Genomic DNA, 15189 nt, shown 5'->3' on the forward strand with positions numbered 1-15189 from the left:
GTGGTGATCTACCCTTTCCGGGTGACCCGAGCCCCCGAGACCGACGTCGACGCCTTCGCCGACGCCTGCAACGCGCTCTACTCGGCCATGCGCACGAACCGCGCCCGCCTCGACGCCCAGGCCGCGGCCGCCTCCGCCCTCAGCGACTCGCAGGCCCAGCTCGTGACCCCGCTGGCCCGCCTCGGCGCCATGACCATCGGCGAGCTCGCGCAGGAAGCCCGGCTCGCCCAGCCGACCGTCACGCGTTCGGTGAAGGCCCTCGAATCCGCGGGCCTGGTGCAGCGCACCTCCCACCCCCACGACGACCGCCGCGTGGTCGTCGCCCTCACCGACCGCGGCCGCGCCCACTGGGACCGCGCCCGCACCCGCCTGCGGGACAACCAGCGCGCCGCGTGGGACCTGCTGCCGGCGGAGCTGCAGCCTCGGGTGGTGGAGCTGTTGGGTGCGTTGACTGAAGCGGTGACGGCGACAAAGCCGGCCGACTGACATACGAAAAACCGCCGGCCCCGAACTCGTGAGTTCAGGGCCGGCGGCCTGGTGGGCGGGGCAGCCGCGGGCGGCGTACCCAGCGGGGCGGAGCGCCCGGTGGAGGTGGCGACGAACGGCGCGGCGCCACGGAACAGCGCGTCGCGTCGTAGGACGTCGGGGGGCCTCCGGAGCGGTTCAGCCTCGGGTCTCCTCTTCGGCTTCGGCGGGCGCGTCAGCGGCGGTCTCGGCTTCGTCGAGGTCGTCGTCTTCGCGGGGCGCCTTGTACGGGTCGGCTTCGCCGGCGTGCTGGGCGCCGGTGGCGCGGCGGGCCACTTCGGCGTCCGCCTCACGGGCCTTGGCCAGCAGTTCCTCGATGCGACGGGCGTCGTCGGGGATGCTGTCGGCCATGAAGGTGAGGGTGGGGGTGTAGCGGACCCCCGTGCCTTGCCCGACCTTCGTGCGCAGCACTCCGCGCGCGGACTCGAGGGCCGCCGCGGCGCCCGCGAAGTCCGGTTCGGAGTCGAGGCTTTCGCCCAGCACCGTGTAGTACACCGTGGCGTCGTGCAGGTCCGCGGTGATCTTGGTGTCCGTGATGGTCACGGCGCCCAGCCGTGGGTCCTTCACGTCGTGTTCGATCGCCGACGCCACGATCTGCGAGATCCGCTTGGCGAGCTTGCGAGCCCGAGCAGGATCGGCCATGGAACGTCTCCTTCTGAACTGTTCTCAGGTCTAGTCGTCCGGACCCAGCAGCCGGCGGTGCGCCGACAGCAGGACGAACTCCGGTCGCGACGCCACGAACCGCTCACAGGAGTCGAGCACGTCTCGCACGTGCTCGCCACCCGCGGCGACGACGGACACCCCGATCAGGGCACGCCGATGCAGGTCGAGGTGGCCGGCTTCGGCCACCGACACGGCGAAGCGCTTGCGCACCTCCGCCACGACCGGCTTGATCACGGACCGCTTCTGCTTCAACGAGTGGACGTCGTCGAGCAGGATGTCGAGCTCGAGAGCTCCGACGTACATAGTCTCCCTAAAAGACAACGCGACAAACGCAACGCAACCACCCCCGGGGGTCCAGGGGGCTTGCCCCTGGCGGGGGTCTGGGGGTTCGACCCCCAGGAGACACCGTAACGGCGGGAGAGGGGCGAGCGCAGCCTGCGAGCACGCCCCTCTCCCCAACGAGCCGTTACGAACGGGGCTTTTCCCGCTGCTCGTAGGTCTCGATCACGTCGTCGACCTTGATGTCACTGTACGAACCCAACGTCAGACCGCATTCGAACCCTTCACGGACCTCCACCACGTCGTCCTTGAACCGCCGCAGCGAGCTGATCGGCAGGTTCTCGGCGACGACGGTGCCGTCGCGGAGCAGGCGCGCCTTGGCGTTGCGCCGGATCACTCCGGACATGACCAGGCAACCCGCGATCGTGCCGATCTTGGAGGACTTGAAGACATCGCGGACTTCCGCGCGGCCCAGCTCGACCTCTTCGTATTCCGGCTTGAGCATGCCCTTGAGGGCCTGCTCGATCTCGTCGATCGCCTGGTAGATGACCGTGTAGTACCGGACGTCGACGCCCTCGCGGGTGGCCCGCTCGGTCGCCTTGCCCTGGGCCCGGACGTTGAACCCGAGCACGATCGCGTCGGACGCGGTCGCCAGGTCGATGTCCGACTCGGTCACGCCACCGACACCGCGGTGCACCACGTTCAGCTCGACGTCGTCGCCGACGTCCAGCTGCAGCAGTGCCGCCTCGAGCGCTTCGACGGTACCCGAGTTGTCACCCTTGATGATCAGGTTGAGGCTGCTCGTCTCCTTCAAGGCGGAGTCGAGGTCCTCGAGGCTGACCCGCTTGCGCCGCGACGCGTTGAGCGCGTTGCGGGTGCGAGCGGAGCGGCGCTCGGCGATCTGCCGGGCGACGCGGTCCTCGTCGACCACCAGGAAGGTGTCGCCCGCGCCCGGCACCGAGGTGAACCCGATGACCTGGACGGGACGCGAGGGCAGCGCCTCGGTGACGTCCACGTTGTGCTCGTCCACCATGCGGCGGACGCGGCCGTAGGCGTCGCCCGCGACGACGGAGTCGCCCACGCGCAGCGTGCCTCGCTGCACCAGCACCGTGGCCACCGGACCGCGGCCGCGGTCGAGGTGCGCCTCGATCGCGACACCCTGGGCCTCCATGGCCGGGTTGGCCCGGAGGTCCAGCGCCGCGTCGGCCGTCAACAGGATCGCCTCGAGGAGGCTGTCGATGTTGATGTTCTCCCGCGCGGAGATGTCCACGAACATCGTGTCGCCGCCGTACTCCTCGGCCACGAGGTTGTACTCGGTGAGCTGCTGGCGGATCTTCTGCGGGTTGGCGCCTTCCTTGTCGATCTTGTTGACCGCGACCACGATCGGCGCCTTGGCGGCCTGCGCGTGGTTGATCGCCTCGACCGTCTGCGGCATCACACCGTCGTCGGCGGCCACCACGATCACCGCGATGTCCGTCGAGTTCGCACCACGGGCACGCATGGCGGTGAACGCCTCGTGACCCGGGGTGTCGATGAAGGTGATCAGCCGCGGCGTGCCCTCGAGCTCGGTCTCGATCTGGTAGGCGCCGATGTGCTGGGTGATGCCACCGGCTTCACTCTCGCGCACCTTCGTCTTCCGGATCGTGTCCAGCAGGCGGGTCTTACCGTGGTCGACGTGACCCATGATGGTCACGACCGGCGGCCGGACCTGCAGGTCCTCTTCGCCACCCGCGTCGTCGCCATACGTGATGTCGAACGTCTCCAGCAGCTCGCGGTCCTCCTCCTCGGGGGACACGACCTGGACGACGTAGTTCATCTCGCCGCCGAGCAGCTCGAGGATGTCGTCGGACACGGACTGCGTCGCCGTGACCATCTCGCCGAGGTGGAAGAGCACCTGCACCAGCGAAGCCGGGTTGGCGTCGATCTTCTCGGCGAAGTCGGTCAGCGAGGCACCACGCGGCAGCCGGATCGTCTCGCCCTGCCCCTTGGGCAGACGGACGCCGCCGACGCTGGGCGCCTGCATGTTGTCCATGTATTCCTGGCGCTTCTGCCGCTTCGACTTGCGACCCTTGCGCGAGGGACCACCGGGACGCCCGAAGGCACCCGCGGTACCGCCACGGCCACCGGGGCCGCCACGACCGCCGCCGCCACCGCGGAAGCCACCGCCACCGCCGGCGGGGGCACCCGTGCCACCACCGGGACGGAAGCCGCCACCGCCACCGCCGCCACCGGGACCGCCGCGGAAGCCACCGCCACCGCCGCCGCCACCGGGACGGAAGCCGCCGCCACCGCCGCCGGGCCCACCACGGGCGCCGCCACCGGGGCCACCACGGGCTCCGCCGCCGGGACCGCCACGGGCGCCACCGCCCGGACCGGCCGGACGCGGGGTACGGCCCGGCATCATGCCGGGGTTCGGCCGCGGGGGCATGTTGCCCGGGCTCGGCCGGTTGCCACCGGCGCCACCGCCGGGACGCGGCGCGGGCCGGTCACCGCCGCCACCGGCACCGCCGGGACGCGGCGGACGGTTGTCGCCGCCCTGACCCGGACCGGGGCGCTGGGCCGGCGGACGCGGGGCCGGGGCGCCGGAACCGACGCCGAACGGGTTGTTGCCGACGCGCGGGGTGCGCGGGCCGGGCTTGGGACCGCCGGGCTTGGGGCCCTGCGGCTTCGGCGGCACGACCGAGCCGGACGACGAAGCGGCGTCCTGCTTCGGAGCGGGCTTCGGCGCCGCGGTGGTGCCACCGGACGGCTCGGCCTTGGCCGCGGGGGCCTGAACCTGGGGCTCCGGCTGCTGCGGCTGCTGGGCCGGAGCAGGGGTCGCCGGACGCGGGCCGGGACGCGGTCCCGGGCCGGGACGGCTGCCCGGAGTCGCCGGACGCGGGCCGGACTGGCTCGGCTGACCGGACTGGGGCGCAGCCGGCGCGGCCTTCGCCGCGGGAGCCTGCTGCTGGGTCGGCTGCGGAGCGGGCGTGGCGGGCCGGGGGGCCTGCGGAGCGCTCGGGGCAGCGTTGGGCGTGCTCGAATTACCGGCGGGCGGCATGGGCCGCGGGCCGGGCGTCGGGCCGGACTTCTTCCCGCCCTTGGCGGGGTACGCGTCACGCAGACGGCGGGCGACGGGCGCCTCGACCGTGGATGACGCGGACTTCACGAACTCGCCCTGCTCCTTGAGCTTGGCGAGAACTTCCTTGCTGGTGATGCCGAGCTCTTTCGCGAGCTCGTGTACGCGGGCCTTGCCTGGCACAGCTCTCCTCATCTAGGGGAGGCCAGGCGGTGAAGAGACCCGCTGACCTCGTCCTTATCGTCGCGCGTTCATGGCGTCGGCTTCACGGCTGACTCATGACGGGTCGACCTGCTTCCTTGTTCACTGTGGGTCCGGGGATGTCCCGGAACCGATCTCCGTGGCGAGCACGGTGGGCGTCGCGAAGGCCGCGTGTTCGCGCAGCCTCGCGGCGTCGAGCGCACCCTGGGACCGAAGTGCCCGGGGGAACGCCCGCTTCCGCTCGGCCTTGGCCAGGCAACCGGGAGTGGGATGCAGCCACGCGCCCCGCCCCGGCAGCCGCCGACCTTCGTCGACGACCAACCGCCCGGCCACCGCGACCACTCGCAGCAGCTCACCGTTCAGGACCCGCTGCCGGCAACCGACACAGGTGCGTACCGGGAAGTGCCGGTGACGCTGGAGGTCGGTCGTGTCGCCACGTGTCCGCGGCGGCTCCTGAACCACTGATGAGTCTAGCGCTTCGACCTTCACTCAGCCGAACCGGTTGTCGCGGCGGGCCGCGCCTGGCCGGAGTGGTCTTGCTCACCCTCCGGTTCGACCGGTGCCGCGTCGCTGCGGATGTCGATGCGCCAGCCCGTGAGCCGGGCCGCGAGCCGCGCGTTCTGGCCCTCCTTGCCGATGGCGAGCGAGAGCTGGAAATCGGGCACGACGACCCGCGCCGTCTTCGCCCGCTCGTCCACGACACGTACGGAGACAACCTTCGCGGGGGACAGTGCATTCCCCACGAAGCGGGCCGGATCCTCCGAGTAGTCGATGATGTCGATCTTCTCGCCGGCCAGCTCGCTCATCACGTTGCGCACGCGCGCGCCCATCGGGCCGATGCAGGCACCCTTGGCGTTCACCCCGGGCACGGTGGAGCGCACCGCGATCTTGGTGCGGTGGCCCGATTCGCGCGCCACCGCGGCGATCTCGACCGTGCCGTCGGCGATCTCGGGCACCTCGAGCGCGAAGAGCTTGCGCACCAGGTTCGGGTGCGTGCGCGAGAGCATGATCTGCGGGCCGCGGTTGCTGCGCGAGACACCGAGCACGTACGCCTTCACGCGCGTGCCGTGCTCGTAGGACTCCCCCGCGACCTGCTCGCCCGAGGACAGGATGCCCTCGGTGTCGCCGACCTGGACCACGACCATGCCGCGGGCGTTGGCGCGCACGTCGCGCTGCACCACGCCGGCCACGATCTCGCCCTCCTTGGCGGAGAACTCGCCGAAGGTCTTCTCGTGCTCGGCGTCACGCAGCCGCTGCAGGATCACCTGACGGGCGGTCGTGGCGGCGATACGGCCGAAACCCTCGGGGGTGTCGTCCCACTCCTCGTCGACCTCGCCCTCGGGGGTGAGGGTGTGGGCGAGGACGCGGACGAGGCCGCTCTTCTTGTCGATGTCGATGCGCGCGTGGGGCTGGTGCCCCTCGGTGTGCTTGTAGGCGGTGAGCAGGGCCGTCTCGATGGCCTCGATCACCGTGTCGAAGGGGATGTCCTTGTCCCGTTCGATCGCCCGCAGCGCGGCGATGTCCACGTTCACTTCGGCTCCTCCTTCGCTTCGGTCTGGCCGGCAGGGGTGCTGCTCTTGCCGGACGCGTCTTCTTCCAACATTTTGAGTTCGTCGACGGGTGGTTGCTTGAACTCGATCTCCACCACGGCCTTGGCCACCGACTTGTAGTGGACTTCCTTCAACCGGCCCTCGAAGAGGACCGTGACGCGCTCTTCGCCCGCGTGGCCCACGCGCGCGACGAACTCCGCGCCGTCGGCGGGCGTGATGCGGACCAGGCGGAACTTCGCGCGCCGCCAGTGGCGCGGCTGCGCGAGCGGGCGGTCGATGCCCGGCGAGGTGACTTCGAGGGTGTAGGCGCTCGCGAGCACGTGCTCGTTCTCGTCGAGCGCCGCCGACACCTTGCGGCTGATCTCGGCCACCTCGTCCAGCCCGACCCCGTCGTCGGAGTCGACGACGACCTTGACCAGCTGCCGTCGGCCGGCCTGCTGCACCTCGAACGAGTCGAGGTCGAAACCCGCGGCGGTGACGGCTTCGGCCACTATCGGCTGAAGCCGGCTGGCGAGTTCGTTGGGCACGTGGAGCACTCCTGTTCGGCCGAGGTGACGCGGGCTGGTCACGACTGTGGTCGGTGGTGGACCAGCTTATCGTGCGACCCCGCGGGGACGCGCGAGCGGCGGTGCCGGTGCCGGGCCTGGCAGGATGGGCCGACGTGACCGCAAGACCGACCGACCTTTCCCGGCGCGGCGTTCTGCGCCTGGGCGCCGTCGCCGCCTTGGCCCTCCCGCTCGCGGCCTGTTCCGGGGGATACGACGAGACCCCCGACCCCCTCGCCCCGCTGCTGTCCGCCGCCGACGCGGACGCGACCGCGGCCAGAGCCCTCGGCGGCGGGGTCGCCGGGCAGGTCGCCGACGCGCGCGCCGCCCAGGCCGCGGCCCTCAAACCCGAGGTCGAGCGCCTCAACCGGCCGACCCAGGCGAGCACGCCGCCCGCCGCGCCCGCGGACCTCGGCGCGTTCAAGGCGCGCCTGGCCACGGCCCGCAAGCAGGCCGAGGACCTCGTGCCCACGCTGCCCGCCTACCGCGCCGGCCTGGTCGCGGGCGTCGCCGCCGGCTGCGCGAGCCTGCAGCGCCTCGCCGCGACCCTCGGCCCCGGCGACGACGCCCAGACCCCGGTCGCCCCCACCGGCAAGCTGTCCTCCGACGCCGTCGACCCCCTGCAGAAGGCGCTCGCTTCGGAGCACGCCGCGCTGTGGGTGTACGGCCTGGTCACGGCGTTCCTGCCGGGCGAGTTCGGCGACGCGCTGAAGGCCGGACGCGCCGAGCACACCGCTCGGCGCGATGTCGTCACCCAGATGATCGAGTCCGCCGGCGGCACGCCGGTGGCGCCGGAAGCGGCCTACGTGCCGCCGAAACCGGTCAACGACACGGCTTCGGCCTCGGCGCTCGTGGCCAGCGCCGAGGAGGACTCGGCGGCAGCGTGGCTCGGTGTGGTCACCCACACGGACGACGCGGGGCTGCGGAAGATGGCGCTGCAGGCACTGATCGCGGCGGCCCGGCGCGGCACACCCTGGCGGCAGGAAGCCGGCGAGAAGCCGACGGCGCTGGCGATGCCGGGGCAGCCGGCCTGAGCTTCAGGTGACGTGAAAAAGGGCCGTTCCCGGGTGATCGGGAACGGCCCTTTTCGTCGGTGCCGGGGGCTGGTCGAGCCGTGAAAAAGCCGTTCAGTGCAGGTTCGGCCCGAGCTCGAGGGCGCCGGTCGCGATGCGCTTGAGCAACACGTCGTCGCGGTGACGGGCGTAGAAGTCGGCGAGCACGATGGTGACGTCGGTGCCCGTCACGGCCGATTCGTACTCCGCCTGGTCACCGCTCACCTTCGGGGCGCCGGCGGCCTTGTAGGTGCCGTCGCGGACGAGGTCGCTCACGTTGCCGGTGCCGTCCCGGTCGGTCAGCGCCTTGAGCGCGGTCGCCTGCGCCGCTGTCGGCATGCTCACCTTGACGACCGACACCAGTGCCTTCGCGTCACCGTATTCGACGGTGTAGAGCCCCCGCGCGAGCGAGCCGCAGGGGTTGGCCTGGAAGAACTTCTTGGTGTCGTCGTAGGACTTCGCGGCGCAGTCGGCGGACTTGTTCGGGCCCTCCACCAGCCGGTAGTCGAACGGGCTCGTCTTCACCGGCTCCTGCGCCACCGGCGCGGGCGTGCTGTCGTGCCGGATCAGGTACCAGACCAGCCCGGCCACCACGGCGATCACGAGCAGGCCGGCGCCGCGCACCAGCAGCGCCTTCGTGTCCCGCTGCGGAGGCGGCGACGGCGCCGGCGGACCGGGCGGCGAACCCGCCTGCGCGGGCACCGCAGCGAGGGGCGCCGTGTCCGAGGGACCGGGGGTGAAATGCGGACCAACCACGGGCACATACCGTAGTTCACCGCTCGGGGCGGCTTCAGCCGAATGGGGTGAGACGGTGTTCTGCGTCGTCAGGTGTGGTGTCCGAGAGCGATCCGGCCCGCCGGCGGCCTCCGCGACGACGAGGCCTTGCGACGGCCCCAGTCCTGCAAGTCCTGCGCACTTGACCGGCGACTTCAGCCGAGTGCGGCGACACGACATTCGGCGATGTCAGCCTTGGTGCCCGCGGGGCAATCCGGCCCGGTGCCGGCCGCTGCGCTGGTGCCGGTCCGGCGACTACTGCGCCGGTCCCGCAAGTACTTTTGCCGCTGGCGGGCGGCTTCAGCCGAACGCGGTGAAACACCGTGGGGCGACGTCAGACGTGAAGTCCGAGGCACAACCCGGCCCGGCGCCGGCCCGCACGTCGGCGACGTCCCGCGTCCACGCCGGTACCGCAGGTTCCCGCCACGGGGAGGGCGGCCTCAGCCGAACGCGGCGAGACGCGGTTCGGCGTCGTCGGGCTGGTATCCGGGTGGGAATCCAGCCCGTGCTTGGCCCCCAGCAGCGGCGAGGCCGTGCGACGGCGCCGGTCCTCCCCACTTGGCGGGCGGCTTCAGCCGAGTGCGGCGAGACGCCGTTCGGCCGAAGCCGTGGTGCCCGAGGAGCGATCCGGCCCAAGCCCGGCCCGGCAACGCCCCGACCAGGCCCTCCCCTACTCGGCCGCCGGCAACAGATCCGCCACCTCCGCGTACGACGGCGGCGTCAGCGGCAGCTCCGTCCCCTCCAGGGTGGCGGCGACCGTCGCCAGAGCCGCGGCCAGTGCGACCCGGTACGGCGTCGACCCGAGGCTCACCCTCGCCACCCCCAGTGAGGCGAGGCCGGCCATGGTGACGCGGCCCGGGAGGAACAGGACGTTCACCGGCAGGTCGGTCGCCGCCACCACCTCCGTGATGTCCGCGGGCTCGGCGAGGCCCGGGACGAACAGGCCGTCGGCGCCGGCGTCGCGGTAGGCCCGCGCGCGGGCGACGGCGGTGGACACCGGGCCGACGCCGAGCCAGTGGGTGTCGGTGCGGGCGTTGAGGAATAGGCCGGGTGCGGCGGTGCGGGCGGCCGCGATGAGCGCGCACTGCACCTCCACCGGGGCGAGGGTGCCGTCGGCGCGGGCGTCTTCGAGGTTCACGCCCACGGCGCCCGCGTTGGCGAGCTCCGCCACCAGGTCGGCGACCTCGGCCGGGTCCGTGCTGAAGCCGTCGGCGATGTCCACGCTCACCAGCACGTCGAGCGGCGCCAGCGTGCGGGCCAGCGCCACCGTGGCGGCGCGGGACGAAGGGGCGCCGTCGGCCAGCCCGGCGGCGGCCGACACGCCCAGGCTCGTGGTGCCGACCGCCGGGTGCCCCGCCGCGGCGAGCGCGGCCGCGAAGCCGAACTCCCACACATTGGGCAGCAGCAAGGGTTTCCCAGGCACGTGCAACGCGGCGAAAGACGTCATGCGGGCAACCTACGCCCGCGACTCTTCGGTGGCCGCCGAAGCGAGGCGCTCAGCTGCTCGACGCGATGAGCGCCGTCCGGCGGCGCCGCAACCCCCGCACCACGGCACGCACTTCCGGCACCACCGAGCCGGCCACCTCGTCCAGGGCCCGCAACCGGTCGGCGTGCCGGCGGGCCGAGCGGCGGGTGAAGCCGATCCGGGTGGCCGCGGCGAGCGCGGTCAGAGCGGCGGCCCGGGCGTCCACTTCGGACAACGGCGCGGTCAGCGCATTGTCCACAGTGGCGCGCACCGCGTCGGCCGGAGCGCGCTCGGCCAGGCGCACCACCGTGCGTCGCCAGAGCGGCGTCACGCGCGAGTGCAGCACGCCCGCCGCGACCAGCTGCTGCTCCAGCGAGTGCAGGGTGTCGGCGGAACCCTGGCGCAGCAGGCGTTTCCACCGGGTCGGGCCCTCGTCGGCGAGGCCGGCGAGCACGTCGTCGAGCAGCAGGTCGCCGGTCGGACCGGCGCCCGAAGCCGAGACCCGGCCGCCGGCGACCCTGAGCCGGCCGCGCAGCAGCAGGTCGGTCAAGGCGGCGGCGCGCACGAACAGCGCGGCGTCACCGCGCCGGCGTACGCGGCCCCCGTCCGAGTCACACCCCAGCAGATAGGCCCGAGCGGCCAGCGAAAGGGTCATTGCCGCTTCACCCGCGGCCAGATCGTGTCCCACGATTGTGTCCTTCCGGAATAGCGCCAGACCAGGCCGGGAACGACCTCGGTCACCGACGAGAAATACGGTTTCAGCAGAGCCGGGTCGAAGCCCACGAACAGCACGTCCCGCGCCTGGTCCGATGGCCGGTCGAAGTACCAGTAACCGCGGTGTCCACTGTAGACGTCCGTGATCCCGTACCGCGGCCCGTAGTACTCCACGGCCGCGGCGAACGGGTAGATCTCCGCGTACACGGCCGTGTGTGCCTTGTCCGGCAACGCCGCATACGTTTGCCCCACCACGTCCGCCACCTGCTTCTGGGCCGTCTCGCCACCCGCGAACACCGTGCCGAGCGAAACCGGCCCGAACGTCGTCGCCGTGACCGAAGCGGGCCACACCGGCAGGCCGGCCACGGTCACCGCCGCCGACACCGCGAACGCGATCCCCACCGGAAGCCGCCACCAGCGCGCCAGATCTCGCCGGCTCAGCTCCACCGCGGCGGCGGCGAAAGGCAGCGCGTAGAGGCTCATCAAGTAGTACGAGCGGCCGTGCGTGAGCAGCACCGCCACCGCGACCAGCAGCAACGCGACGGCGAGGTACCGGTACGGCCGCAGCTCCGCCGACCGGAACAACCGCCACAAGCCGTAGAGCAGACCGAGCACGCCGACGCCCAGGCCCGCGCCGAGCAGCCCGTCGCGCGCGAAGGCCAGGTAGCCGGGGAACTCGGCCGCCACGACGTCGGCCATGTGGGGGTACGGCCAGCCGTGCGTGGCCTGCCAGGCGAGGGCCGGGATGGTCGCGACCACCGCGATCAGCGCCGCGAGCCACAGCTTCGGGCGGCTCAGCAGTGTGCGCGGGCCGAAGATCGCCGCGCTGACCAGCACCGCGGCCCACAGCGCGGGGATGAGGAACTTCACCTCGAGCGACACGGCCGTGACCACGCCGGCCCACACGAGCAGCCCGTCGCGGCGGGTGCGGGTCCAGCGCACCAGCAGGAACACGACGACCGTCCACAGGAACGGGTCCAGCCCGTAGGTGGACACCCAGTGGCTGAGGACGACGAGGTTCGACGTCGCGTAGAGCCCCGCGGCCATCACCTGCGCGCCGCGGCGGCCGCCGAGCTCGCGGGCCGTGAGCGCGGTGATCGCCACACCGGCACCGACCGCGAGCGCCATCGGCAGCCGCAGCGCGAGCAGCGAGCCGGGGAACAGGCGGTCGAGCGTGCCCGCGAGCATCGGGACGAGCGGTGGCTGGTCGAAATACCCCCAGGCCGGATGATCTCGACCGGCCACCAGGAAATAGAGCTCGTCGAAACCGTGCGCGTAGCGGACGCTCGTGATCACGAGCACCGCGGCCGCCAGCGTGGCCACGGTCAGCACCGGCAGCCGCGCGAAGGCCGCGATCTCCCGGGTCTCGGGGCGCGTCTTGAGGCTCGTCATGATCCGAGTCCACCGCGCGCGGCCGGGTGCGCGAAACGGTGATCGGTAGGCGATGCGGGCGACGAACGTTGCCGGGCCCGCAACTTTCGTTGCGGCCGCTCCCCCGGTGGAGGTGAATGCGCCGCGCGGGACCGGACCAGCCGTTACCGTGACGGCGTGACCGAAGTGCGGCGGGGCACCTGGCCCCGACCGGCCGATCTGGGCTGGCTGGCGGGCGCGGCGGTGCTGTTCGCCGGGATCGACGTCGCGCTGCAGCTCGCCGCGCCGACGACTGGTGCGCTCGGGCCGTACGCCGGGCTGGTGTTGCGGCTGCTGTGCGACCTGGCGTTGCTGGCGGTCTTCCGCTTCCCCGAGGGTGTGGCCGGGCTGCTGGTGGTGGCTTCGCTGGCGATGCTGGCGTCGGACCTGTTCTCCCCCGGGCTGCTGGTGCCCGCGGATCAGCCGAGCCTGATGACCGTGCCGACGATCACGCCGCTGGTGCTGAGCCAGCTGCCGCGCGTGATGGACCGGCGGCGGCTGCTGTGGCTCGGCGGTGTGCTCGCGGTGCTGGCGACGCGGCCGTGGGACCCGGCTTGGAACACGACGCCGTTCGGGCTGCTGAGCACCGCGTTTCCGGTGGCCGTGGCGCTGTACTTCGAGGCGCGCCGGCAGCTGCTGCGTTCGCTGCGGGACCGGGCCGAGCGCGCGGAACGCGAGCAGCACCTGCTGGCCGAACGCGCGCGTGCCGAGGAACGCCGGCGGCTCGCGGGCGAGATGCACGACGTGGTGACCCACCGGCTGAGCCTGATGGTGCTCCATGCGGGCGCGCTCGGCGTCGTGTCGGCGGACCCGGCTGTGCGCACGGCGGCCGAGGACATCCGCCGCGAGGGCGCGCACGCGCTCGACGAGCTGCGGGACCTGGTGGGCGTGCTGCGGGACGGGTCGAGCGTCGAGCCGCCGGCCGCGTCGCCGGCGCCGGTGGCTTCGCCGGCGGACCTCGTGGCCGACTCGGTGGCCGTCGGGGTGGCCACGGAGCTTTCGATGAGCGGCGACCCCGAGCAGGTTTCGCCGACGGTGGCGCGCACGGCGTACCGCGTGGTGCAGGAGGCGCTCACGAACGTCCGCAAGCACGCGCCGGGTTCGTCGGCTTCGGTGAGCCTGCGGTACCACCCCGGTGGTCTGGACGTGTGCGTGACCAACACCCGCGCGTGCCGCCCGCCGGACCCGACGCTCGCCGGCAGCGGCTCGGGCGCGGGGCTGAGCGGGCTGCGCCAGCGCGTGGAACTCGTCGGCGGGCGCCTGGACGCGGGCCCCGAGCCCGGCGGCGGGTTCCGGGTCGGTGCGATACTTCCCGCCTACGTCCCGACGACGGAAGGTGCTCCCCGGTGATCACGGTGGTCGTGGCCGACGACGAGCCCATGGTCTGCGCCCACCTCCGCACGATCCTCGGCTCGGCCGACGACCTCTCCGTCGTCGCCTCGGCCGCCGACGGCGCCGAAGCGGTGGAAGCCGTGGTGCGCTGGCGCCCCGACGTGGTGCTCATGGACCTGCGCATGCCCGGCGTCGACGGCCTCACGGCCATCGCGCGCATCGTCGCCCTGCCCGACCCGCCCGCGGTCGTCGCCCTCACCACCTTCGACGCCGACACGTACGTCATCCGGGCCCTTCGCGCGGGCGCCGCGGGCTTCCTCGTGAAATCCACGCCGCCCGAAGACCTCATCGGCCTCGTCCGCGTCGCCGCCGACGGCCACACCGTGCTGTCCCCCTCCGCGGCCCGCCGCCTCGTCGCCCTCTCCTCCGACGGCCACACCCGCACCCACGACGCCCTCCGCCGCACCTCCACCCTCACCGACCGCGAACGCGACGTCCTCACCTGCCTCGGCGAGGGCCTGTCCAACGCGGACATCGCCGCCCGGCTGCACCTGGCGGAGGCGACGGTGAAGAGTTATGTGTCGCGGATGTTGGTGAAGCTGGAATGTGCGAACCGGACGCAGGCGGGGTTGTTGGCGCATGAGGCCGGGTTGGTGAGTCGCTGAGGGGTCAGTGACTCTTGGTTCTTTGCCAGCCGGGCCAGTTGCTCCGGCCTCACGACGAACTTGTGAAGTCAGCTCGGCCGAAGGGGCTTCAGCCACCAGATTCGTGCGCGTCACGCAACTGGCGGGGAGGCGCGGCTCCGAGATCAGTCAGTGCGAAGTGAGCACCGCGACGCAGAGATTCGAGAAAGTTCAGGATCATCCTGATCACTGGCCGAAGGTGCGGCATCATCGCGGCGATGTTGTCGCAGCGGTAGCCGGTTCGAGCCCGCTTGCAAGACGCCTTCTGCGAACTCGAACTTCGGCCATGGCGAGATCTCCAGCGCTAGCGCGCTGACCGGGCCGCCGGCCGGGGTAAACGCGGCGCCCGCTTTGGCCATCGACATGGCCATCGCTCCGTCGTTGAGGGCGTCCTTCTTCGTGTACTTGGCGGGCCGCCCGTCGGTGCGCGCCACCTCGCCGGAGCTGCTGCCGTCGTCCGACATTCGCGAACCGGGCCTCAGGCGGAAGCCGGGGTGTGTTCCGCGTCGAAGGCTTCGCGGGCGGCCGTCACCTGGGTCATGTGGTGGCGGGCCCAGCGGTCGAGCATGTCGAGGGGCTCGGAGAGGTCGTGGCCGAGTGGGGTGAGCTCGTATTCGACCCGCGGGGGGATGACGGGGTACGCCGTGCGGGTGAGGATGCCGTCGCGGACGAGGCTGCGGAGGGTTTGCGTCAGGACTTTCTGGGAGATGCCCTCGACGCGCTTGCCGATCTGGGTGAAGCGGAGGGGGCCGTCGCGCAGGGAGCCGACGATGAGGACGGTCCACTGGTCGCCGATGCGGTCGAGGAGTTGGCGGGTGGGGCAGTCGCGGTCGTACGGGGTTCCCAGCACCTGAGGTCTCCTTCACTCTCTTCTAGAGAGTAACAACCCTGAGGTACCGCCGCACCCCCAGTGTGGCGGTACCGACCCGGTAGCCGGC

16 protein-coding genes are annotated in these 15189 nt (G+C 72.3%); 4 read left to right on the forward strand and 12 right to left on the reverse strand.

Annotated features, from left to right (window positions below; translation table 11 throughout):
- Window positions 1-21: 21 nt before the first annotated feature.
- A complete protein-coding gene (locus VSH64_RS20530) occupies window positions 22-486 on the forward strand; it encodes a MarR family winged helix-turn-helix transcriptional regulator (protein ID WP_326837249.1) in 465 nt (154 codons plus the stop codon).
- A gap of 177 nt (window positions 487-663) precedes the next feature.
- On the opposite strand, the gene rbfA is transcribed toward VSH64_RS20530, so the two are convergent.
- From rbfA to rimP, 6 genes are all read right to left on the reverse strand, one after another.
- Window positions 664-1167, reverse strand: coding sequence for a 30S ribosome-binding factor RbfA (gene rbfA, locus VSH64_RS20535; RefSeq protein WP_326837250.1), 504 nt, complete (start codon window positions 1165-1167; stop codon window positions 664-666).
- A 30-nt stretch (window positions 1168-1197) separates the two neighbouring features.
- A complete protein-coding gene (locus tag VSH64_RS20540; RefSeq protein ID WP_326837251.1) occupies window positions 1198-1491 on the reverse strand; it encodes a DUF503 domain-containing protein in 294 nt (97 codons plus the stop codon).
- Window positions 1492-1654: 163 nt separating this feature from the next.
- The gene (gene infB, locus VSH64_RS20545) at window positions 1655-4708 is read right to left on the reverse strand and encodes a translation initiation factor IF-2 (RefSeq protein WP_326837252.1); all 3054 of its coding nucleotides are present in this window, start codon (window positions 4706-4708) and stop codon (window positions 1655-1657) included.
- Between the two features lie 120 nt (window positions 4709-4828).
- Entirely contained in the window at window positions 4829-5215 is a 387-nt protein-coding gene (locus VSH64_RS20550; protein ID WP_326837253.1) for a YlxR family protein, read from the reverse strand.
- Window positions 5212-6258, reverse strand: coding sequence for a transcription termination factor NusA (nusA, locus tag VSH64_RS20555; protein WP_326837254.1), 1047 nt, complete (start codon window positions 6256-6258; stop codon window positions 5212-5214). Before nusA ends, VSH64_RS20550 begins: the two co-directional genes overlap by 4 nt.
- A complete protein-coding gene (gene rimP, locus VSH64_RS20560) occupies window positions 6255-6803 on the reverse strand; it encodes a ribosome maturation factor RimP (protein WP_326837255.1) in 549 nt (182 codons plus the stop codon). The genes nusA and rimP overlap by 4 nt, the downstream gene beginning before the upstream one ends.
- Window positions 6804-6937: 134 nt before the next feature.
- On the opposite strand from rimP, the gene VSH64_RS20565 reads away from it, so the two are divergent.
- A complete protein-coding gene (locus VSH64_RS20565) occupies window positions 6938-7855 on the forward strand; it encodes a ferritin-like domain-containing protein (protein ID WP_326837256.1) in 918 nt (305 codons plus the stop codon).
- Between the two features lie 93 nt (window positions 7856-7948).
- Here the strand turns inward: VSH64_RS20565 and VSH64_RS20570 are convergent, their stop codons facing one another.
- The 4 genes from VSH64_RS20570 to VSH64_RS20585 form a co-directional block, all read right to left on the reverse strand.
- On the reverse strand, window positions 7949-8575 hold the full coding sequence (locus tag VSH64_RS20570; protein WP_326837993.1) for a hypothetical protein: 627 nt from the start codon (window positions 8573-8575) through the stop codon (window positions 7949-7951).
- A gap of 742 nt (window positions 8576-9317) precedes the next feature.
- Window positions 9318-10094, reverse strand: a complete 777-nt coding sequence (locus VSH64_RS20575; RefSeq protein WP_326837257.1) for an isocitrate lyase/PEP mutase family protein — start codon at window positions 10092-10094, stop codon at window positions 9318-9320.
- A 49-nt stretch (window positions 10095-10143) separates the two neighbouring features.
- Window positions 10144-10800, reverse strand: coding sequence for a GOLPH3/VPS74 family protein (locus VSH64_RS20580; RefSeq protein WP_326837258.1), 657 nt, complete (start codon window positions 10798-10800; stop codon window positions 10144-10146).
- A complete protein-coding gene (locus VSH64_RS20585; protein WP_326837259.1) occupies window positions 10764-12218 on the reverse strand; it encodes an ArnT family glycosyltransferase in 1455 nt (484 codons plus the stop codon). The genes VSH64_RS20580 and VSH64_RS20585 overlap by 37 nt, the downstream gene beginning before the upstream one ends.
- A gap of 156 nt (window positions 12219-12374) precedes the next feature.
- Here VSH64_RS20585 and VSH64_RS20590 point away from each other — a divergent pair, with 156 nt between their 5' ends.
- A complete protein-coding gene (locus tag VSH64_RS20590) occupies window positions 12375-13586 on the forward strand; it encodes a sensor histidine kinase (RefSeq protein WP_326837260.1) in 1212 nt (403 codons plus the stop codon).
- The gene (locus VSH64_RS20595) at window positions 13583-14233 is read left to right on the forward strand and encodes a response regulator transcription factor (protein WP_326837261.1); all 651 of its coding nucleotides are present in this window, start codon (window positions 13583-13585) and stop codon (window positions 14231-14233) included. Before VSH64_RS20590 ends, VSH64_RS20595 begins: the two co-directional genes overlap by 4 nt.
- A 143-nt stretch (window positions 14234-14376) precedes the next feature.
- Here the strand turns inward: VSH64_RS20595 and VSH64_RS20600 are convergent, their stop codons facing one another.
- Both VSH64_RS20600 and VSH64_RS20605 read right to left on the reverse strand, forming a co-directional pair.
- Window positions 14377-14715: a hypothetical protein gene (locus VSH64_RS20600; RefSeq protein ID WP_326837262.1), complete on the reverse strand. Its 339-nt coding sequence runs from the start codon at window positions 14713-14715 to the stop codon at window positions 14377-14379.
- 14 nt (window positions 14716-14729) lie between these two features.
- A complete protein-coding gene (locus tag VSH64_RS20605; protein ID WP_326837263.1) occupies window positions 14730-15101 on the reverse strand; it encodes a winged helix-turn-helix transcriptional regulator in 372 nt (123 codons plus the stop codon).
- Window positions 15102-15189: the final 88 nt, after the last annotated feature.

It is taken from the genome of Amycolatopsis rhabdoformis, from assembly GCF_035918295.1.
GTDB lineage: Bacteria > Actinomycetota > Actinomycetes > Mycobacteriales > Pseudonocardiaceae > Amycolatopsis > Amycolatopsis rhabdoformis.